This is a genomic window from Nocardia cyriacigeorgica (assembly GCF_029868385.1).
Classification (GTDB): domain Bacteria; phylum Actinomycetota; class Actinomycetes; order Mycobacteriales; family Mycobacteriaceae; genus Nocardia; species Nocardia cyriacigeorgica_F.
The window spans coordinates 87,629-107,579 of sequence record NZ_JARWNX010000043.1 but is presented as its reverse complement, the minus strand read 5'-3'; the positions used below and the strand labels follow the sequence as shown (position 1 = coordinate 107,579).

Here is a 19,951-nt window from a genome sequence, read left to right as displayed (position 1 = left end):
CGCCGCCGAAATCAGGCGCTGACGAGGGTGTCCAGCACCGAGAGGAACAGCCCGAGGCCGTCGTCGCTCGGGCCGGTGAGCGGCTCGGTGGCGTGTTCGGGATGCGGCATCAGGCCGACGACGCGGCGGTTGGCCGAGGTGATGCCCGCGATACCGCGCTGGGAGCCGTTCGGGTTGTCGCCCGCGTAGCGGAACACCACTCGACCCTCGCCCTCCAGCTCGTCGAGTACGGCCTCGGACGCCTGGAAGCGGCCCTCACCGGACTTCAACGGCACCAGGATCTGGGCGTCCGGCTCGTAGCGGGAGGTCCAGGCGGTGTCCACGGCCTCCACGCGCAGCCATTCGTCACGGCAGATGAAGTGCAGGCCCTCGTTGCGGGTGAGCGCACCCGGCAGCAGGCCGGCCTCGCACAGCACCTGGAAGCCGTTGCAGATGCCGAGCACCGGCATACCGCCTTCCGCGGCGCGCACGACCTCGCCCATGACCGGCGCGAACCGGGCGATGGCGCCGGCGCGCAGGTAGTCGCCGTAGGAGAAGCCGCCGGGCACGATGACGGCGTCGACCTGTTTCAGATCGGCGTCGGCATGCCACAGATCGACCGCTTCGGCGCCGGCCAGGCGAACCGCGCGGGCGGCGTCCACATCATCGAGCGTGCCGGGAAAGGTGATGACCCCGATCCGGGCAGTCATGAGACGCGGACCACCTTCCACTCCTCGATGACGGTGTTGGCCAGCAACGATTCCGCGATCTGCGCGAGTTCGTCGTCGCTGACGTCATCGCCGACCTCGAGTTCGAATCGTTTGCCCTGCCGGACGTCCGAGACTCCCTGGAATCCCAGGCGCGGAAGTGCACCGACGATGGCCTGACCCTGCGGATCCAGGATCTCGGCCTTCGGCATCACCTCGACAACGACTCGTGCCACGCGTTGCTCCTCGAGTGGTGGTGGGGGTTACCTGAACAGCGTAGTTGTAGGGCGCGACCGGCGCGGTGGCGGGTTGGCTGTGCGCGGCCCACTGTGCCGAGGCCCACAGCGGGCCTAATGTGGCCGTATGCGCATAGCCCACTTCGGTCACTCCTGCATTCTCGTGGAACTGCACGGCAGAAAGATCCTGTTCGATCCGGGCACGTTCGCTCACGGCTTCGAAGGCATCACCGGCCTCGACGCGATCGCCGTCACCCATCAGCATCCCGATCACATCGACCCGAACCGGATCGAGGCGCTGGTCGACGCGAACCCGAATGCCCGCCTGTTCAGCGATCCGCAGACCGCCCAGCAGCGCGGCGGACGCTGGGAGGCGGTGCACGCGGGCAATGTCATCGACCTCGACGGGGTGCGGATCACCGGCGGCGGCGGACGTCACGCCGTCATCCATCCCGATATCCCCGTCATCGACAACACCGTCTTCCAGCTCGGCACCCCCGACGATCCGGCCCAGCTGGTCCACCCCGGCGACTCCCTCTGGGTTCCGCCCAACCCCGTCGGTGTCCTCGCCATCCCCGCCGTGGCCCCCTGGATGCGCATCAGCGAAGCCGTCGACTATCTCCGCTCGGTGGCGCCCCGCACCGCCATCCCCATCCACTTCGGCATCATCGCCCCCGAAGCCCAGGGCATCTACTTCGGCCGCCTCGCCGAAATGGGCCCGGCCGGAACCGAATTCCGCGTCATCGAACCGGAGGATTCGGCCGACCTATGATTCCCGTACGAACCTCGACCCATGAGCATCGGCACCGTCACCGAATGGCACAACGACGAAGGCTGGGGTGTCATCGACTCCCCCGACACCCCCGGCGGCTGCTGGGCGCACTACAGCCACCTCTGGGCGGGCGAACTCCCGCGTCTGCGGCCGGGTGAATCCATGACGGTCAGCGGCGGTTTCCGGGAGGTGTTCGTCGGTGAAACCGTCGACTTCGACTGGGAGCCCGCCCAACAGGACGGATACGACTTCCGGGCCACCGATATCCGGCCGCGCCGAGACCACCCCCGCTGGACGGTGAAGATCCATCCACCCGCGTAATACGTGATTGGTCGCCGCCGTGCCGCCATCCGCTCCCCGGCAGCGGCTCCTCGCCCAGTTGGGGTTATGAGGCAACAGGTTTCGACCGCTTGCCTCGTCCGACCCATTCGGCAAGTAGGCCGGGCTCATACTGTGATCGTTTGGTCGGCAGCCGAACCATCCAGCTCCTCGACCGAGAGTGAACAGTTCGCGCCATGTGTACGGCTATTTCGAGTACGTCGACAAGAACAGTGCCTCGGCGAGCGCCAGATGTTCGATCTCGGTGGGGTCGACGCTTTCGTTGGGGGCGTGGATCAGGCACTGCGGTTCCTCGACGCCGAGCAGCATGATCTCGGCGTCGGGGTAGGTGTCGGCGAAGACGTTGCACAGCGGGATGGAGCCGCCCTGACCCTGGGTGGTGGCGGCGCGGCCGTAGGCGGTGGCGAGGGCCGATTCCATGGCGGCGCGGGCGGGGCCACCGCTGCCGGAACGGAAGGGAGCGCCGGTGGATTCCAGCTCGATGGCGATCTTGGCCTGCCAGGGGGTGTGGGCTTTCAGGTGCGCGACCAGCGCCTGATGCGCCTTCTCCGGGTCGGTGCCCGGCGGGATGCGCAGGTTGAGGCGGGCGCGGGCGATCGGCTGGACCGCGGCGGAGGAACCGACCACATCGGGTGCGTCGATGCCGAGCACGGTGAGTGCGGGGCGGGCCCACAACATATCGGCGACGGTGCCGTCGCCGAGCAGCCCGACCCCGGAGAGCAGCCCGGCGTCGGTGCGGAACTGATCCTCGGGGTACTGCACGCCGGCCCAGGTCTCGTTGTTCGCCAGACCGTCGACGGTGGTGTTGCCGTGCTCGTCGCGCAGTGAATCCAGCAGTTTGATCGTCGCCGCGAGCGCATCGGGTGCTGGCCCGCCGAACATGCCCGAATGCACCGGCCCGGCAAGGGTTTCCACGGTTACCACCACATTGACGTTGCCGCGCAAGGTCTCGGTGAAGGTCGGCACACCCACCGCGAAGTTCCCGCTGTCGCACACCAGGATCGCGTCCGACCGCAGCAGATCGGGGTTCGCTTCGACGAAGCGCTCCAACCCGCCGGTCCCCTGCTCCTCCGACCCCTCGGCGACCAGCGTGACCCCCACCGGCAGATCGGTGCCAAGCGCCCGCAGCGCGGTCAGATGCATGACGATATTGCCCTTGCAGTCGGCGGCGCCGCGCCCGTACCAGCGGCCGTCCTTTTCGGTGAGTTCCCACACGGGGGTTCGCCAGGCCGCGTCGTCGAGCGGCGGTTGCACGTCGTAATGGCAGTACAGCAGTACCGTCGGCGCGCCGGGCGGTGCGGGGCGTGAGGCGATGACGGCCTTACTGCCGTCGGGTGTTTCGTGCAGACCGACCCTGGTGAGACCGACCGCGGCGAACGCGTCGGCCACCCAGTGCGCAGCGCGTTCGCATTCCTCGGGCGGGAACTGGCGCGGATCGGCCACCGACTTCAGCGCGACCAGTTGCGCGAGATCGGCCCGCGCCTGCGGCATCTGCTCGGCGACCCGTTTACGCAGGTCGGTTACGCGTGCGTCCTCGGAGGTCATGGCACCTTCACTTCGTCGTATCGTCGAACTTCATATCCCCCACCTGATTCAGATAATCACCGAGCCGCTCCGGGCAATAGGTGGCGATCGCCAGCTCCACCGCGCGCACCATATCGGTCGGGCCGATCACCGGACGCTGCCCCGGCCCGCCGGCCCCGGTGGTGATGGACTGCTGATAGCGGGCCTTGATCAGCGCCGAGGACGGGTCCTGACAGACGAGCCCGCCATCGCGGCCAAGGGAGTTCGCGATGATCTGCGGATCGGGCGCGGGCAGGCCCGCCGCGACCAGCTGATCGTGCAGTTGCTCGGCCAGCACATCGGCCTGATGGTCGTCGCGGATGCGGTCGAACTGCGCGAGACCGAAAAGTGCGAACGTACACAGCAGCACGATCGTGGTGATGTAGATGATGCGCCGCTTGCGATCGGGCGCGTCGCCCGTCGTCATGCCGCCACCTCCGGCGCCGCGATCTTCCAGCTCTCCTGCCGGAATCGGTAGAACAGATAGGGAATCAGCAGGCCGACCACACCGAGCCCGCCACCCACGATCAGTACATAGACGAGGGTGTTGCCGCCGCCGAACTGCGAGGGCGGCACGAATCCGATGACGAACGCCGCCACCGACGACATCGCACCGAGCACGCACAGACCGATCAGCGCCGGCGCCCGATATCCACGCGGATGATCGGGTTGATTGCGGCGCAACCGAACCGCCGCCGCGAACATCAGCACGTACATGATCAGATACACCTGCGTGGTGATCACCGACAGAATCCAGTAGGCGCTGGAGACATTCGGGATGAACGCGTACAGCAACGCGATCAATGTGGTGAACACACCCTGCGCGACCAGCATGTTCTGTTGTACGCCATGGGCGTTCGTCTTGGTGAGGACCGGCGGCAGGTAGCCCTCGGAGCGCCCGATCAGCAGCAGACCTTTCGACGGACCGGCAAGCCAGGTGAGCATGCCGCCCAATGCCGCGGCGACCAATGCGATACCGACGATCGGGGTCAGGAAGTCGATCCCGAAGTGCCCGAAGAATCCGTCGAAGGCCTGCATCACACCGGCGGTCAGGCTCAGGTTCGCCGCGGGCACCACCCAGCTGATCGCCAGCGCGGGCAGGATGAAGATCAGCAGGACCAGACCGGCGGCCATGAACATCGCCCTGGGGAATTCGCGGCCCGGATTACGCAGGCTGGACACGTGCACCGCGTTCATTTCCATCCCGGCGTAGCTGAGGAAGTTGTTCACGATCAGCACCAGACTGGCCAGACCCGCCCAGGCCGGTAACAGATGGTCGCCGTCCATCGGCGCGGCGGACGGATTGCCCTGCGCCAGGAACACCAGCCCCAACAGCACGAGCACGGTTCCGGGGATCAACGTGCCGATCACCAGACCCATACTCGACAGGCCCGCCACCGTCTTGGTGCCCTGCGAGGAGATGTAGACCCCCGCCCAGTAGACGGTGATGATGACGATCGCGACATACACACCGTTGGCGGCGAGCGAGGGATGGATAATGTAAGCGAAAGTGCTTGCCACATAGGCCAACAGGCTCGGGTAGTAGAAGATCGTCATCGCGAACTGACACCACACCGCGAGGAATCCGAGCGGCTTCGACAGACCCTCACCCACCCACCGGTAGACCCCGCCCTGCCACCCCGACGCCAATTCGGCCGCAACCAACGAGGTCGGCAGCAGGAACAGCAGCGCCGGAACGAGATAGAGGAATACGCACGCCAAGCCGTAGACGGCCATGGTCGGCGCGGACCGCAGGCTGGCCACCGAACTGGTGGTCATCAACGCCAACGTCACCCAGGAGATGTATTTGGTGGCGGTGGCGCCCGTTGTGGTCGCGGTCATCGCTCCCTCCTGCCCGCTCGGTCCTGCCCGATCCAGCAATCCAGAAGCGGCCGACATCACGCCGCCGTGACCACTGTGGCATGAAACCGTGAGGCCATCGGGTGAATTCGAGCTATTGACGCGCAACCATCACCCAAATCGTGACAACGCGGGCAGACGCCGCCGCCCCTCGATCGCCGAACCGGGGCGGCGACGCCTCATGCCGCCCGCGCCGCGGTGAACGGTTCCCAGCGATACACCTCGCTGACCGCACCGTGATAGAGGGCGAGGTCGACGGCGTCGAGGACGGCCTGCCGCGGACCGGAACGATCGAGCTGGGCGCCCGAGATGGCCAGACGCAGCACACCGCCGCGCCGCGCCGTGCGGGCCGCACCCATCACCAGTGCGCGACACCACCACGGCTCGGCCCGGAAACCCTCGCCGATCCCGTACACCCTGGACTTCTGCGCGATATCGCGTTCCAGATCGAGCATGCTGGTCAAGCCGAGCGCGAGCCGGAAACCCGCCTGCGGCAGGGCCGCGAGCGCACCCGCCGACGCGTCCCAGCGCGGTGCGGCGAACAACCGGGTCCGCAGCCCGGTCTGCTCGAGCACCCGGTCGGCGGCGGTCAACCGCAGCAACGCCTCATGCTTGGGCAGGGTCGCGAACTCCGCGCGCCTGCGCTTGGTGGCGGCCTGGTCGTAGCCGTGCAGGACGATGGCATCGCCCCCGGCCCGCCGACCACGCAACCAGGACTGCGTGGCCGGATCGTTCACCAGCCGGTATTTGCCCTTCAACCGTGGCGCCACCAGCAGCGACAGCCGCACGTCACGCCGATCCATTTCCGCGGCGAACTCGATCGCCGCGTCCCTGGTGGTATCCCGAATCCCGGAAACCGACACGATCAGCTCAGCGTTCATGAACCAACGGTGGCAGCGGAAGATGTATTCGGCGTGCAGCGCGAATGACGGCGTGAAGAACAACCGTGGCCGTCACCAGCGGTTCCAGTGCAGCACCTGCTCGCGCGGCACCCGGACCGCTGGCTTGAAATCGGTGCCGATGGTGTAGGCCAGCGGAATGAACGCCGCGAGCATCACCTCGTCGTACGGTACGCCGAGCACCGCCGCGAGTTCCCGCTCCAGCGGCCCCTGCGCGCTGGTCCACACGGTGCCGAGCCCACGAGCGCGGGCGGCGAGCATGAAGCTCCACACCGCGGGCAGGATCGAGCCCCAGGTACCGGCCTGGGTTTGCACCGGCGCGTTGTCGGTACGGCCCTCCACACCTGGAATCACCAGCGCCGGAACGCGATGGATGTTGTCGGCCAGATAGGTGAGGCCGCCGAAGATCCGATGCATCGAACCCGGTGCGATATGCATGCGGCGCAGGTCGTCGCGGGTCAACGGCTGCTCGGCCGCGGCGGCCAGCGATCGCCGGAAGATATCGCCCACCACGCGGCGCTGCCGCGGATCGGTGACGACGAGGAAATGCCAGCGCTGCCGGTTGCGCCCGGTCGGCGCCTGGGTCGCCAGATCGATACATTCCTCGATCAGCTGTCGCGGCACCGGCCGATCGAAATCGAGGCGTTTGCGCACCGCCCTCGTGGTGGACAGCAGTTCGTCCGGGGTCAGCTCCAAAGTCACCGCGCACTCCTCAGCATTCGACGCGACAGTGCCAGAACTGTCTCACCACAGATAATCTCTAGTCAAATCATCTGTGCACAGACGAATGTTAGACTCGCGGAAACCGACGACGGGGAACCATGACCGACACCAAGCCGACCTACTTTCCGCAGCTCGCCGCCGAGCGCCTCGATATCGCACTGTGCCGCGCCTCGGCCGCGGTGGCCCGCGCCGGTGACGAACACGCGACCGAACACGGCCTCGGTGTCGGTGAACATCTCGTGCTGAAAATGCTGGCCGAGACGGGCGCCTGCGCACAGCAGACCTTGAGCGCGGAACTGCGCATCGACCGCAGTGTCATGGTGAACATCTGCGACGGCCTGGAGCGGTCCGGATATGTTCGCCGCGAACGCAATCCACGCGATCGCCGCTCCTATGCCGTCACCCTCACCGAGACCGGCCGCGACCGCCTGCGCACCGCCGAGACGGCGATCCCGGGCCACCTGGATCGCACCTTCGCCGCCCTCACACTCGATGAGCGCAAACAGCTGACCGCGCTGCTCACCAAGGTGCTCGGGCTGTGACCCGGGCTGAAACCGCTGTTCAGGCGTCGGCCAGGCCGACGGTGTCGAGCACCCAGGCGTACTCGAACGCCACTTCCTTCCACTTCTCGTAGCGACCGCTGACACCACCGTGCCCGGCGCTCATCTCGGTCTTGAGCAGCAGCGGGGCATCGCCGGTCTTGGTGGCGCGCAGCTTGGCCACCCATTTGGCGGGCTCGACGTAGAGCACGCGGGTGTCGTTGATGCTGGTGATTGCCAGGATGGCCGGATAGTCCTTGGCCTCGACGTTCTCATAGGGCGAATAGGACTTCATGTAGTCGTAGACGTCCTTGTCGGCCAGCGGATTACCCCATTCGTCCCATTCGATGACGGTCAACGGCAGCGACGGATCGAGGATGGAGGTGAGCGGGTCGACGAACGGCACATTGGCGAGAATGCCCGCGAACAGCTCCGGCGCCAGATTCGCCACCGCACCCACCAGCAGACCACCGGCGCTGCCGCCGTCGGCGACCATGCGGTCGGCGGCGGTGGTGCCGTTATCGATGAGATGCCGGGCGCAGGACACGAAATCGGTGAAGGTGTTCTTCTTGGTGAGCGTCTTACCGTTCTCGTACCAGAGCCTGCCCATCTCACCGCCGCCACGCACATGCGCGACCGCGAAGACCATGCCCCGATCCAGCAGCGACAACCGCGATACCGAGAACGACGGGTCCATGCTGGCCTCATACGAGCCGTACCCGTACAGCAGCAGCGGCTTCGGCGTCGCGGTGTCGAGATCCTTGCGCTTGATCACCGAGATCGGGATGCGGGTGCCGTCCTCGGCGACGGCCCAGTCCCGGTGCTGCTCGTATTCGTTCGGGTCGTAGCCGCCGAGCACCGGCTGCTCCTTGCGCAGCAGCAGATCACCGGTGGCGGGCACATAGTCGAACACCTGCATGGGCGTGATGAACGAGGTGACGCCCAGCCGCAGCGTCGGCTGGGTCCATTCCGGGCTGGCGCCGACACCGGCGGCGAACAGTTCCAACCCGAAGTCGAGTTCGCGCAGTTCGCCGTAGCCGTCGGGGCCGAGCGGCCAGACAGCCACGCGGGTCAGCGCCTCGCGCCGGTAGCTGAGCACCAGATGTCCGGCGAAGGCGTCGACGTCTTCGAGCCGCACATCGTCGCGGTGATCGATGAGCACGGTCATATTCGCCGGATCGGCCACCGGGGCCTCGGCGAGGACGAAGTTCTCCGCTTTACCACCCGCGCCCGGCTTGCCCTCGGCGATGACATCGTTGTGCAGGATCAGGAAACGATCCTCGCCCGCCACCACGGCATGTTCGGCCGAGTACTCGACGCCCTCACGGCGCGGCAGCAGCACCCGGAACTCGCCCTCCGGGTCGTCCGACTCCAGCACCCAGCCTTCGGTGGTGATCTTGGAGCCGACCCAGATCATCAGGTACTTCTCCGAGCGGGTCGCGCCGACGCTCACCCAATAACGCTCGTCGGGCTCGTGGAAGACCTTCACATCGGCGTCGGTGGCGGTGCCGAGACGGTGACGCCAGACGGTGTCGGGACGCCAGGATTCGTCGACGGTCTGATAGAAGACGTGCGTCCCGTCCAGCGACCAGGTGGCGCCCGGCGCGGTGCGCGCGATCTCGTCACCGAGCAGTTCGCCGGTGCGCAGATCCTTGATCCGCAGTGTGTAGCGTTCATCGCCCGCGGTGTCGACCGAGTAGGCGAGCAGATTGCCGTCGTAGCTGAGGGAGAACGCGCCGAGGGCGAAGAAATCATGGCCTTCGGCGAGAGCATTGCTGTCCAGCAGGACCTGTTCACCCTGGATCTCGGTGTCGACGTCCAACTGCGGCGGAGTCCAGGCGTCGATACCAGTCGCTGTGGCATCGATCGGGCAGCGGCAGTGCACGCCGTACTGTTTGCCCTCGAAGCTGCGCGAGTAGTACCAGTAGTCGCCGACCCGAGTCGGCACCGACAGGTCGGTCTCCAGGGTCCGGGCCTTGATCTCGTCGAAGATCTTGTCCCGCAGCGGGCGCAGATGTGCGGTCTGCGATTCGGTGTAGGCGTTCTCCGCCTCCAGATAGGCGATGACCTCCGGGCTCTCCTTGTCCCGCAGCCACTCGTATTCATCGACGAAGACGTCGTCGTGGTGCACCCGCTCGATGGGCACCGTCTTGGCGATCGGCGCCGTCACCGCCAGGTCATCGGTTGTCGATCCGCTACCACTGTCGAGAGCCATGGACACCACCGTAGCCCGTGGCTCGGACTACCCCGCGCCGATGGCCGCTCCGATCGTCGGCCAGGAGGCTTTCAGCATGTCGCCCCAGTACGACCAGGAGTGGGTGCCGACGGGGCTGTAGTCGATGCGGGCCGGGATGCCCGCGGCGCGCAACCGCTGTTCGAAGGCCACGGTGCAGAGATTGACGCCGAGTTCGACCGGGCCGCCGAGGAAGATGTTCTCCGCCAGCTGCGGCTTGATCTCGGCTTCGTGCGGGCCGGGGATACCGGTGCCGGTGGACAGGAACAGGGTTTTACCGCGCAGCCGTTCCAACATCAGCGCGGGATCGTGTTCGGCCCAGGCGGGGCTGCCGGGCGAGCCCCACATGTTGAGCGGATTGCCGCCGCGGTTGGCGATCGAGAACATCACCGCGCCCTGCGCCATGGCGGTGTCGGGGCAGGCGCTGTAACCGGCGACGGCGCGGTACAGCGCGGGGTGGCGGGCAGCCAGGATGTAGGCGGCGTTACCGCCCATGGACAGACCGCCGATGCCGTTGACCCCATTGCCGTTGAACTGGGCGTCGATGATCGGCGGCAGCTCCTGGGTCAGGAAGGTCTCCCATTTGTACCGGCCGAAGCGGGGATCGTCGTGCTGCCAATCGGTGTAGTAGCTGGCCTGACCGCCGATCGGCAGGACGACATTGACGTTGCGGCCCTGGAAGAAGCGCTCGGCGTCGGTCGCGTTGGTCCAGGTGCTCTGGCCGACGCCGGGATCGAGACCGTCGAGCAGGTAGTACGCCGGACGCGAACCGCCGCCCGCCGGGTGCAGGACCTGCACCTGGATGGTGCGACCCATGGCGGCGGATTCCACGAACACCGCCGAGCGGGTGGGGCCGAGCTGCTCGACGCCGACCAGGCGGGCCGCCGACGCGGGTGCGGGCTCGACCACAGCCGGGCCGATCAGTGCCGCCGCGAACGCCAGCACCACGGCAGCAATTCTTGCTCTACGCACGTCCCCTCCTGCATCAGCGCATGACAATGACCACTCAACCTAACCCAGAGCCGAGTCATCGGCAGGCATTTGCGGATTCGGCGTTTCAGCAGCAAACTGCCCGGTCCGTAACTGCATTCACGCCTGTCACACGGGAGGCGGGATCAGCGACCCAGCGCGCCCCTGATGGACCCGGCCAGATAATCCAGATCCGCCCGATGCGGTGTGGTCGGCCGCGCCTTCAGCCCGAACCCGTCGCCCACCGTGCGCGGAATGACATGCAGATGCACATGGAATACCTCCTGACCTGCGGTCACACCGTCGGCCAAGAAGAAGTTCACGCCCTCGCACCCCACCTCGCTGTCCCGTAACGCGGCGGCGAGTTTCTGCCCGACTTGGAACAACTTGCCGCCGATCTCGGGATCGAGTTCGGCCAGGCTGCGCGCCACCACCTTGGGTACGACCAGCAGATGCCCCGGCGTCAGCGGGCGGATATCCATGAACGCGATGACGTCGTCGTCCTCGTAGACGCGGCTGGCCGGTTCCTTCCCGGCGATGATGTCGGCGAAGATCGTATAGGGATTCACCCGCCCACTATCGCCGTCCGTCCGCGTCGAAATCCACCGCACGGGTCGGACGGTCCGTACCCGGCTGAATGTCCGGACGCCGCGCGGGGAGTTCCGATCAGAGAATCGGCGACGGCGTGTAGCGAGCGGCGTCCGGATACTCCGCGACCAGCTTGTCGACCTGCGCCACCACATCACCGACCTGCGCGCCGGCGGCGCCGATGAATGCCGACTTGTCCGCCAGCGCCGCCTCGAGCGCGGCGCGGTCCAGCGGCAATCGGGAATCGGCGGCCAAGCGGTCGAGCAGATCGGGTTCACGCCCCTGCTCACGCATCGCCAGCGCGACGGCCACCGCATGCTCCTTGATGACCTCGTGCGCGGTCTCCCGGCCGACGCCGGTGCGCACGGCCGCCATCAGAATGCGGGTGGTGGCCAGGAACGGCAGATAGCGGTCCAGCTCACGGGAGATGACGGCCGGGTAGGCGCCGAATTCGGCCAGCACCGTCAGGAAGGTCTCCATCATGCCGTCGATGGCGAAGAAGGCGTCCGGCAATGCGACGCGACGCACCACCGAGCAGAACACGTCACCCTCGTTCCACTGCGCGCCCGCCAGCTCCGCGGCCATCGACGCATAACCGCGCAACACCACCTGCAAGCCGTTGACGCGCTCACACGAGCGGGTGTTCATTTTGTGCGGCATGGCCGAGGAGCCCACCTGGCCGGGCTGGAAACCCTCGGTGACCAGCTCGTGGCCCGCCATCAGTCGGATGGTGTGCGCGAACGACGACGGCCCGGCGCCCACCTGAACCAACGCCGAGAGCACATCGTGATCCAGTGAGCGCGGATACACCTGGCCGACACTGGTCAGCACATCGGCGAAGCCGAGATGCCGCGCCACCTGCTGCTCGAGGGTGGCCAGTTTGGCGGAATCGCCGCCGAGCAGGTCGAGCATGTCCTGCGCGGTGCCCATCGGACCCTTGATACCGCGCAGCGGGTAGCGAGCGATCAGTTCACGCAGCCGGGTCAGCGCGATGAGCAGTTCATCGGCGGCGGAGGCGAAACGCTTACCGAGGGTGGTGGCCTGGGCCGCCACATTGTGCGAACGGCCGGCCATTACCAGCACCTGGTACTCGGCGGCGCGTTCGGCCAGCCGCGCGGCGATCGCGACACCGTGCGCATGCACATGCTCGAGCGAGAGCCGGATCTGCAACTGCTCGACGTTCTCGGTGAGGTCGCGGCTGGTCATGCCCTTGTGCACGTGCTCATTCCCGGCGAGGGCGTTGAACTCCTCGATCCTGGCCTTCACATCGTGGCGGGTGACGCGCTCACGTTCGGCGATCGACGCCAGGTTCACCTGGTCGATGACGCGCTCGTAATCGGCGACGACACCGTCGGGCACATCGACGCCGAGTTCGGCCTGCGCCCGCAGCACCTCCAGCCACAGCCGCCGCTCGAGCACGATCTTGTTCTCGGGGGACCACAGATGCACCAGCTCGGGGCTGGCGTAGCGGGTGGCTAGGACGTTCGGGACGAGGCTCACGTCCGGTCAGTCTAGTGCTCGGAACCTGTCGACCTGCTGCGGCGTCGCGGGAGCGACGATGTCGATCACTTCGAGCAGTGCGCCGCGAGCCATCCGACGCGGCTGCGGATCACGTTCGGTGAGCGCCGCGACCACCGCGCCGTCGACCACGGCGACCAGTCTGCGCAGCTGCTCCTGCCGCACCACCCGATCGGAGCGGCGTAGGACATCGGCCAGCAGATCGTCGAGCTGGGCGCGTAGCCGCTGTTGCACTTCACGTAACTCGGGGTGGCGAGCGGAGGCGACGGTGCGCTCGTAGCGGGCGATCAACTGCCCGCGCGCGTCCTCGTCCAAGCCGTCGGCGCCGATCAGCAGATCGAGTACCAACTCGACGGTGGCCTCGGCGCCGCGGCGACGGTGACTCACCTCGCCGATCCGGCGGCGCATGGCCTCCAGCTCCGCGTTACCGCTGAATTCGACCGCCCGCGCGATCAGATCCTCCAGCGATTCGAAGTAGTACGTCGTGGATGCCAGCGGTAACTCGGCCCGTGTCGCGACGGAGCGGTGTCTCACCGCATCGAACCCACCTTCGAGTAGGAGCTCGGCAGCAGCCGCTACCAGAGCTTGGCGACGCCGTTCGCCTTTCGGGGTCGTCGCGGTTATCACCGTGCCATCGTGCCAGTCATCATCAGTTCATCCGTGCGGAATCGGAAGGAATTAGCAGCCACCGATGTTTTTACCGCATCCGCGCGGCGATGGTGTCGTACTGTGCAAAGTTGTTGCCGGACACTACGTTCGACCACCCGGATAGTGCTCAGCGGCCCAGAAAACCCGCCAGACGCACCAGGGCGGCTTCGATATCGGCGGTCGCGCCCGCGAACGAGAAGCGCACCGTGTGGTTTCCGGCGACGGTGTCGAAATCCAATCCCGGCGCCAACGCCACCCCGGTGTGCTCGAGCACCTCGGCGCACCAGGCCCGCGAATCATCGGTGAGATGGGCGATATCGGCGTAGGCGTAGAAGGCGCCGTCGGCCGGTGCCAGATCGGTGATGCCCAGTTCGGCGAGGCCATCGAGCAGCAGTTTCCGGTTGGTGGCGTAGCGGCGCACATGGCCGTCGAGTTCGGCCTTGGCCTCCGCACCGAACGCGTGCAGTGCGGCGTACTGCGAGATGGCGGGCGGGCAGACGGTCATATTCGAGGCCAGCCGCTGCAACGCGGGCCGCAGGCCGGTGGGCGCGAGCATCCAGCCGAGCCGCCAGCCGGTCATGGAGAAGTACTTCGACACCGAACCGATCACCACCGCCTCCCGTGAGGTCTCCCAGGCCGAGGCGGTGCGCTCACCACCGTAGGTGATGCCGTGATAGATCTCGTCGGAGATCAGCAGGGTGCCGTTGGCCTCGCACCAGCGGGCGAGGGCGGCGAGTTCGTCGGGATCGATCATGGTGCCGGTCGGATTGGCCGGACTGGCCACCACCAGGCCCCTCGGCGGTTGTGGCAGGGCATCGAGCATGGCGACCGTCGGCTGGAAGCGGGTCTCGGCGCCGCAGTCGAGTTCCACCACTCGGCAGCCGAGGGCGGTCAGGGTATTGCGGTAGGCCGGATAGCCGGGGCGGGCGACCACCACGGTGTCGCCGGGGTCGAAGGCGGCGAGGAAGATGAGCGTGAACGCGCCGGAGGAACCGGTCGTCACCACCACGTCGTCGGGGTCGACCGGGTAGCCGTAGGTGGCGTGATGATGTTCGGCGATCGCCGCACGCAACGGCAGGATGCCGAAAGTCTCGGTGTAGCCGAGCAATTCGGCGTCGATCGCGGCCCTGGTCGCGCGCAGCACCGGAGCGGGCGCCGGAGTCGACGGTTGCCCGGCCGCCAGCACCAGGACATCGCCGTGCGTTCTGGCCCGTTCCGCTGCGGCTTTCCAGACATCCATCACGTAGAAAGGTGGAATGGTCGACCGCCGAGATTCTGTGAACACCCGACAGACGGTAGAGCACACGCTCACCGCCCTCGGGCGCTATGGTCGCACCTGATGCTCGAGAAGACCCCCCGGTCGACACTCGACCAGGACTCCGCCGCCGAGCCCGCCACCGACGGCCGCCCGGCCGAGAGCGCCGGGCTCGACGAGCAACGCCACACCGACACCCATGGCCGTCTGAAGGACGTGAGCATGGTGGGCGGAGTCGTACTCGCCCCGGACTGGCGCACGCGTGATACCGCGCAGCGGCGCGGGCCGTATGCGTTGATCGCTGCTCGGCTCGCGCGGTTACGTGCCCGGGCAGGTAATCGTCCCACCCGCGACGACGTGCGGGCGATGCTCGCCAAGCGGCCGACCGGTGACGAAATGCGCGCCACCCTGCGCAAGCATCGGGTGCTGATCGGCGGGGTCACCGTCGTCGCGCTGTTCGCGGCCGCCGACTCCACCTTCACCGGCATGGTCACCGATAGCGGTCCCGCTCCGGGACAGGTGCAGCGGATCGCGGTGGCCTATCCCTGGCAGATGCAGACCACCACGCCGTCGGTTCGACGCTATCTGGACGCCGTCGACCAGGGCGAACGTCTACGCGAACAGGCCGTGGTGGCCGCCGCCGCCCGCGCCACGCTCGAACGTGCGCGCAATGAGGCGGCGGCTGCGGCGGCGGGTGAACGTCAGCCGTGGATGGGCGCACCGCCACCACCGGCCATCACGATGATCCCCGGTGCGGTCCTACCCGGCGGCATCGCGCCGGGCGCCGGTGGCTACGTGCTGCCCGCGATCGGCATGTTCACCTCCGGGTTCGGGCAGCGCTGGGGCACCTTCCACAACGGCATCGACGTGGCAGGACCGATCGGCACCCCGATCTACGCGGTAGCCAACGGCACCGTCATCGACGCGGGCCCGGCGCAGGGGTTCGGCCTGTGGGTCCGCATCCGCCACGACGACGGCAGCATCTCCGTCTACGGCCACATGTACGACTTCTTCGTCTCCGTCGGCGAACGCGTCCCCGCCGGGATGCAGATCGCCCGCATGGGCAACCGCGGCGATTCCACCGGCCCCCACCTGCACTTCGAGGTGATCGTCGGCGGTCAGCACGTCGACCCGCAACGCTGGTTGGCCCTGCACGGGCTCACTTACAGCTGAACGGTGCGCCCACCTGCGCGTCGATGCGCTCCTCGAGCATGACGGCCACCCGGAAGCCCGAGGCAGGCATTCGTGCGTAGCGGAGCGACGGCACGCCCGGCGCACTACACGCTGATGCGGTCCTCGACGGCGGCCAGGCCGATATCGGTCCGGTAGTGGCTGCCGGGGAGCTTGATGCCCGCGATCCGGTCGTAGGCGGCGGTGCGGGCGGCGGCGAGGTCGGGGCCGGTGCCGACCACGCTGAGCACACGCCCACCGGCCGAGATCAGCGCACCGTCCTCGCGCTGGGCGGTACCGGCGTGCAGCACCGTGGCCGCGTCGTCGGCCGAACCCTCGCCCGCGCCGGTGATGACATCGCCGAGGCGGGGGCGGCCGGGGTAGTTCTCGGCGGCGACCACCACGGTGATCGCCGACCCGTCGCGCCAGCGCGGCGGCTGTACCTGGGACAGGGTGCCGGTGGCGGTGGCGTAGAGCAGCTCACCCAGCGGGCTGTCCAGCAGGGCGAGCACGGCCTGGGTTTCCGGATCTCCGAAGCGGCAGTTGAACTCGACCACGGCCGGGCCGTCCGCCCCGATCGCGAGCCCGGCGTAGAGCAGACCGGAGAATCCGCTGCCGCGGCGCACCAACTCCGCGGCGACCGGCTCGACCACATCGGTGACGATCGCGCGCGCCGTCTCCTCGGGCAGCCAGGGCAGCGGGGTGTAGGCACCCATCCCGCCGGTATTGGGTCCGGTATCGCCGTCACCGACCCGCTTATGGTCCTGCGCGGGCAGCAGCGGCACCACCGTCTCTCCGTCGACCAGGCAGAACAGCGACACCTCTGGACCGTCCAGGAACGACTCCAGCAGCACCGGATGTCCCTGTTCCAGCAGTTCGGCGCCGTGATCGCGGGCGGCGGAGCGGTCGGCTGTCACCACGACGCCCTTACCCGCGGCCAGACCGTCGTCCTTGACCACCCAGGTGGGGCCGAAGCGGTCCAGCGCGGCATCCAGCTCGGCCGGAGTGTCGACGACCTCGCTGTGCGCCGTGCGCACACCGGCCGCGGCCATCACATCCTTGGCGAACGCCTTCGAGCCCTCGATCCGTGCAGCGGCGGCCGACGGTCCGAAACAGGCGATGCCGGCGGCGCGCACCGCGTCGGCGACACCGAGCACCAGCGGCACCTCGGGGCCGATCACCACCAGGTCGACGGCGAGTTCGGTGGCCAGCGCAACCACGGCCTCGGCCGAACTCGGATCGACCGGACGGATCTGCGCATGCTGCGCGATGCCCGCATTGCCCGGTGCGGCCACCACGGCCTGCACCTCGGGGTCGCGACGCAGAGCGAGGACGAGGGCATGTTCACGGGCTCCGGAACCGATGACGAGTACGCGCACGGCAGACAGCTTATAGGTGCATCGCTCCCGCTCCGCGTGTCAGGTTCACCGCTCGCGGCGCCCGGCCCGCCCGCACGCGAACACCCGTTCGCCCAGGCTGGCGGCTGTCTCGCCGCCGACGCCGCCCGTCCGCGCCGATGCCGTGGATGATGGTTGGGGACAATCGAAGTGGGGGGCGCTCCCCACCCGAGCACGCGGAGGATGTGCGGGCCATGGGTCTGATGGACGGAATCATGGGTAATGCCGGGCGAATCGATCCCGGCCAGGCCCAGCAGGAATACGCCAAACTCCTCGGCAACGGCGAGCAGATCTATGCCGCCTATCTACTCGTTCGCGATGCCATCCTGTTCACCAACCGCAGGCTGATCCTGGTCGACAAACAGGGCGTATCCGGTCGCAAGGTGAGCTATCACAGCATCCCGTACCGCTCGATCACGCATTTCTCGGTGGAGACCGCGGGCACCTTCGACCTCGACGCCGAACTCGCCATCTGGATCGGCGGCAACACCACACCGTTGCAGAAGAAGTTCAACCGACAGGTCGACATCTACGAGGTGCAGGGAATGCTCTCCCATTTCGTCGCCGTGTAGCCGCGGTGGTCGTGGGTGATCGGGCCCGCGACCGGTGGGCGTAACCTGCGATCATGGCTTCTGTTTTCAGTGCGATCATCGCTGGTCAGCTCCCCGGTCGATTCGTATGGGAGGACGACGAATTCGTCGGTTTCCTCACCATCGCACCGGTCACCCAGGGCCACACCCTCGTGGTTCCGCGCGCGGAGATCGACCAGTGGCAGGACCTCGATCCCGCGACCTTCGCCCGGCTCACCGGCGTCGCCCAGACGATCGGCAAGGCCGTGCGCGCCGCCTGGGACGCCCCGCGCGCCGGTCTGCTGATCGCGGGCCTCGAGGTCCCGCACCTGCACGTGCACGTCTTCCCCGCCTTCACCATGGGCAACTTCGACATCTCCGGCGCCGACCCCAACCCCTCCCCCGAATCCCTCGACGAAGCCCAGGCCAAGATCAAGCAGGCCCTGCGCGACCTCGGCCACAGCGCCAACGTCCCCGACTGAGGCGTTTCGGTGTGGGGAGCCCTCGTCCGCCCCCACACCGCAGTGCCAATCACCCGATGCACGAACCAACTCGTCTCGGTAGTGAACCGATGCGCACACGCTCGTCGTAGATCCTCACGCTGTCGCACTGATGGCGACGGCATTCCGGCCGCGGACCCTGCGGCAAGGCGAAGAGGAGCGCACCATGACGACTGTCCATCCGGCACCGACCGAGACCGCCACCGAAGAATTCGCCGCCAGAATGGTCGGCGTCCTCAATGACGGTTGCACCGCGATGATGACCAGCATCGGCCATCAGACCGGGCTGTTCGACGCCATGTCCACCTTGCCGGGCCCGGTGACCTGCGCCGAACTCTCCGCGGCCGCGGGCCTGAACGAACGGTACGTGCGCGAATGGCTCGGTGCGATGACCGTCGCGGACATCGTCGAATTCGACCCGGCCGCACAGACATACCAGCTGCCCGCCGCACACGCTGCGGCCCTGACCCGGGCGGCAGGCCCGCATAATCTCGCCCGGTTCATGCAGGTCGTGTCGATGCTGGGTGAGGTGGAGCCCGCCATCGCCGAATGTTTCCGGATCGGCGGCGGACTGTCCTACGACAACTATCCTCGCTTCCATCAGTTCATGGCCGAGTTCAGCGCGGGCACGCTCGACGCCGCCCTGCTGGACCGCATCCTGCCGATGGTGCCCGGATTGACGGAGAGGTTGCGCGACGGTATCGACCTCGCCGATATCGGCTGCGGCCGCGGTCATGCGATCAACCTGATGGCGCAAGCCTTTCCGGCGAGCCGTTTCACCGGCTACGACTTCTCGGTCGAAGCGATCGATGCGGCACGGGCGGAGGCCGCCCAGCTCGGATCGACCAACGCCACCTTCGAAGTACTCGACGTGACCGACCTCGCCCACACCACCGCCTACGACGCGATCACCGTCTTCGACGCCATCCACGACCAGGCGCATCCGGCCACCGTGCTGGCGAATATCGCAGCAGCTCTTCGCGATAACGGCGTCTTCCTCATGGTCGACATCCAGGCCTCCAGCCACCTGGAGGACAATTCCAACCTGCCCTTCGGCCCCTTCCTCTACACCGTCTCCACCATGCATTGCATGACGGTTTCCCTCGGCCTGGACGGTGACGGACTCGGAACGGTCTGGGGTGAACAAAAGGCGCTGTCGATGCTGGCCGATGCCGGTTTCACCGACGTGGAGATCCACCACGAGGACGCGGATCCGCTGAACAGCTACTACGTGGCCAAGAAGGGGTGAGCGGGACACACGCCTTGGCAGGAGCCACAGCCCCCGGTCGGTGGATTGCCGTAGCTCCTGCCGAGTTCGCGTGACAGCTCCGCTGACACAAACCCGACGGCACCTCCACCATGTTCGAACTGGACGACTCACCGACGATGCGCGGTGATCGGCGGTATCGCCGGAAGGCAAGGACCCGAACTCTCATCGCCAAAAAAACGGTGCGGGCAAAGACAATCCCGCCTTCCTATAGATCGAC

Annotated in this window: 21 protein-coding genes; 7 read left to right on the top strand and 14 right to left on the bottom strand. The window is 67.3% G+C overall.

Going from position 1 to position 19,951, the window contains the following annotated elements; translation table 11 throughout:
• Positions 1-11 precede the first annotated feature (11 nt).
• Together purQ and purS are read right to left on the bottom strand one after the other, a co-directional pair.
• Positions 12-689: a phosphoribosylformylglycinamidine synthase subunit PurQ gene (purQ, locus tag QH168_RS12630; protein ID WP_280234782.1), complete on the bottom strand. Its 678-nt coding sequence runs from the start codon at positions 687-689 to the stop codon at positions 12-14.
• Complete coding sequence (gene purS / locus QH168_RS12625; RefSeq protein ID WP_036532785.1) at positions 686-922, bottom strand: phosphoribosylformylglycinamidine synthase subunit PurS; 237 nt, start codon at positions 920-922, stop codon at positions 686-688. Before purS ends, purQ begins: the two co-directional genes overlap by 4 nt.
• A 127-nt stretch (positions 923-1,049) precedes the next feature.
• Between purS and QH168_RS12620 the strand changes: the two genes are divergently transcribed.
• Together QH168_RS12620 and QH168_RS12615 are read left to right on the top strand one after the other, a co-directional pair.
• Entirely contained in the window at positions 1,050-1,694 is a 645-nt protein-coding gene (locus QH168_RS12620) for an MBL fold metallo-hydrolase (protein WP_280234781.1), read from the top strand.
• Between the two features lie 21 nt (positions 1,695-1,715).
• Positions 1,716-2,015 carry a hypothetical protein gene (locus QH168_RS12615; RefSeq protein WP_280234780.1) on the top strand — a complete coding sequence of 100 codons (300 nt, stop codon included), beginning with the start codon at positions 1,716-1,718 and terminating at the stop codon, positions 2,013-2,015.
• Between the two features lie 204 nt (positions 2,016-2,219).
• Here QH168_RS12615 and QH168_RS12610 read toward each other — a convergent pair whose 3' ends face one another.
• From QH168_RS12610 to QH168_RS12590, 5 genes are all read right to left on the bottom strand, one after another.
• On the bottom strand, positions 2,220-3,578 hold the full coding sequence (locus tag QH168_RS12610; protein WP_280234779.1) for a dipeptidase: 1,359 nt from the start codon (positions 3,576-3,578) through the stop codon (positions 2,220-2,222).
• Positions 3,579-3,585: 7 nt separating this feature from the next.
• Positions 3,586-4,023 (bottom strand): hypothetical protein, encoded by a 438-nt coding sequence (locus QH168_RS12605; protein WP_280234778.1) that lies wholly within the window; start codon positions 4,021-4,023, stop codon positions 3,586-3,588.
• Entirely contained in the window at positions 4,020-5,438 is a 1,419-nt protein-coding gene (locus tag QH168_RS12600) for an APC family permease (RefSeq protein WP_280234777.1), read from the bottom strand. The genes QH168_RS12605 and QH168_RS12600 overlap by 4 nt, the downstream gene beginning before the upstream one ends.
• A 197-nt stretch (positions 5,439-5,635) precedes the next feature.
• Positions 5,636-6,337, bottom strand: a complete 702-nt coding sequence (locus QH168_RS12595; protein WP_280234776.1) for a DUF2334 domain-containing protein — start codon at positions 6,335-6,337, stop codon at positions 5,636-5,638.
• 72 nt (positions 6,338-6,409) lie between these two features.
• A complete protein-coding gene (locus QH168_RS12590) occupies positions 6,410-7,057 on the bottom strand; it encodes a nitroreductase family protein (protein ID WP_280234775.1) in 648 nt (215 codons plus the stop codon).
• 119 nt (positions 7,058-7,176) lie between these two features.
• On the opposite strand from QH168_RS12590, the gene QH168_RS12585 reads away from it, so the two are divergent.
• Entirely contained in the window at positions 7,177-7,620 is a 444-nt protein-coding gene (locus tag QH168_RS12585; protein ID WP_280234774.1) for a MarR family winged helix-turn-helix transcriptional regulator, read from the top strand.
• Between the two features lie 19 nt (positions 7,621-7,639).
• On the opposite strand, the gene QH168_RS12580 is transcribed toward QH168_RS12585, so the two are convergent.
• From QH168_RS12580 to QH168_RS12555, 6 genes are all read right to left on the bottom strand, one after another.
• Positions 7,640-9,832: a S9 family peptidase gene (locus QH168_RS12580; protein ID WP_280234773.1), complete on the bottom strand. Its 2,193-nt coding sequence runs from the start codon at positions 9,830-9,832 to the stop codon at positions 7,640-7,642.
• 27 nt (positions 9,833-9,859) lie between these two features.
• A complete protein-coding gene (locus QH168_RS12575) occupies positions 9,860-10,822 on the bottom strand; it encodes an alpha/beta hydrolase (protein ID WP_280234772.1) in 963 nt (320 codons plus the stop codon).
• Positions 10,823-10,965: 143 nt separating this feature from the next.
• A complete protein-coding gene (locus QH168_RS12570; RefSeq protein ID WP_280234771.1) occupies positions 10,966-11,388 on the bottom strand; it encodes an HIT family protein in 423 nt (140 codons plus the stop codon).
• Positions 11,389-11,485: 97 nt separating this feature from the next.
• The gene (gene purB, locus QH168_RS12565) at positions 11,486-12,907 is read right to left on the bottom strand and encodes an adenylosuccinate lyase (protein WP_280234770.1); all 1,422 of its coding nucleotides are present in this window, start codon (positions 12,905-12,907) and stop codon (positions 11,486-11,488) included.
• 6 nt (positions 12,908-12,913) lie between these two features.
• Positions 12,914-13,552: a TetR/AcrR family transcriptional regulator gene (locus QH168_RS12560; protein ID WP_280234769.1), complete on the bottom strand. Its 639-nt coding sequence runs from the start codon at positions 13,550-13,552 to the stop codon at positions 12,914-12,916.
• A 148-nt stretch (positions 13,553-13,700) separates the two neighbouring features.
• The gene (locus QH168_RS12555) at positions 13,701-14,858 is read right to left on the bottom strand and encodes a pyridoxal phosphate-dependent aminotransferase (RefSeq protein ID WP_280234768.1); all 1,158 of its coding nucleotides are present in this window, start codon (positions 14,856-14,858) and stop codon (positions 13,701-13,703) included.
• A 54-nt stretch (positions 14,859-14,912) separates the two neighbouring features.
• Between QH168_RS12555 and QH168_RS12550 the strand changes: the two genes are divergently transcribed.
• Positions 14,913-16,001 carry a M23 family metallopeptidase gene (locus QH168_RS12550; RefSeq protein ID WP_348537583.1) on the top strand — a complete coding sequence of 363 codons (1,089 nt, stop codon included), beginning with the start codon at positions 14,913-14,915 and terminating at the stop codon, positions 15,999-16,001.
• A gap of 104 nt (positions 16,002-16,105) precedes the next feature.
• Here the strand turns inward: QH168_RS12550 and purD are convergent, their stop codons facing one another.
• Positions 16,106-17,377, bottom strand: a complete 1,272-nt coding sequence (gene purD / locus QH168_RS12545; RefSeq protein WP_280234767.1) for a phosphoribosylamine--glycine ligase — start codon at positions 17,375-17,377, stop codon at positions 16,106-16,108.
• Between the two features lie 212 nt (positions 17,378-17,589).
• Between purD and QH168_RS12540 the strand changes: the two genes are divergently transcribed.
• The 3 genes from QH168_RS12540 to QH168_RS12530 all read left to right on the top strand — a co-directional run bounded on the left by QH168_RS12540 (position 17,590) and on the right by QH168_RS12530 (position 19,713).
• Entirely contained in the window at positions 17,590-17,967 is a 378-nt protein-coding gene (locus QH168_RS12540; protein ID WP_280234766.1) for a PH domain-containing protein, read from the top strand.
• Positions 17,968-18,020: 53 nt separating this feature from the next.
• Positions 18,021-18,446 (top strand): HIT family protein, encoded by a 426-nt coding sequence (locus QH168_RS12535; protein WP_280234765.1) that lies wholly within the window; start codon positions 18,021-18,023, stop codon positions 18,444-18,446.
• A gap of 184 nt (positions 18,447-18,630) precedes the next feature.
• Positions 18,631-19,713 (top strand): class I SAM-dependent methyltransferase, encoded by a 1,083-nt coding sequence (locus QH168_RS12530; RefSeq protein WP_280234764.1) that lies wholly within the window; start codon positions 18,631-18,633, stop codon positions 19,711-19,713.
• Positions 19,714-19,951 lie beyond the last annotated feature (238 nt).

Bases quoted from the DNA above. Each gene is read 5' to 3' on its own strand.
- purQ (WP_280234782.1), bottom strand. From the start codon at position 689: ATGACTGCCCGGATCGGGGTCATCACCTTTCCCGGCACGCTCGATGAT.
- QH168_RS12620 (WP_280234781.1), top strand. From the start codon at position 1,050: ATGCGCATAGCCCACTTCGGTCACTCCTGCATTCTCGTGGAACTGCAC.
- QH168_RS12615 (WP_280234780.1), top strand. From the start codon at position 1,716: ATGAGCATCGGCACCGTCACCGAATGGCACAACGACGAAGGCTGGGGT.
- QH168_RS12610 (WP_280234779.1), bottom strand. From the start codon at position 3,578: ATGACCTCCGAGGACGCACGCGTAACCGACCTGCGTAAACGGGTCGCC.
- QH168_RS12605 (WP_280234778.1), bottom strand. From the start codon at position 4,023: ATGACGACGGGCGACGCGCCCGATCGCAAGCGGCGCATCATCTACATC.
- QH168_RS12600 (WP_280234777.1), bottom strand. From the start codon at position 5,438: ATGACCGCGACCACAACGGGCGCCACCGCCACCAAATACATCTCCTGG.
- QH168_RS12595 (WP_280234776.1), bottom strand. From the start codon at position 6,337: ATGAACGCTGAGCTGATCGTGTCGGTTTCCGGGATTCGGGATACCACC.
- QH168_RS12585 (WP_280234774.1), top strand. From the start codon at position 7,177: ATGACCGACACCAAGCCGACCTACTTTCCGCAGCTCGCCGCCGAGCGC.
- QH168_RS12580 (WP_280234773.1), bottom strand. From the start codon at position 9,832: ATGGCTCTCGACAGTGGTAGCGGATCGACAACCGATGACCTGGCGGTG.
- QH168_RS12550 (WP_348537583.1), top strand. From the start codon at position 14,913: ATGCTCGAGAAGACCCCCCGGTCGACACTCGACCAGGACTCCGCCGCC.
- QH168_RS12540 (WP_280234766.1), top strand. From the start codon at position 17,590: ATGGGTCTGATGGACGGAATCATGGGTAATGCCGGGCGAATCGATCCC.
- QH168_RS12535 (WP_280234765.1), top strand. From the start codon at position 18,021: ATGGCTTCTGTTTTCAGTGCGATCATCGCTGGTCAGCTCCCCGGTCGA.
- QH168_RS12530 (WP_280234764.1), top strand. From the start codon at position 18,631: ATGACGACTGTCCATCCGGCACCGACCGAGACCGCCACCGAAGAATTC.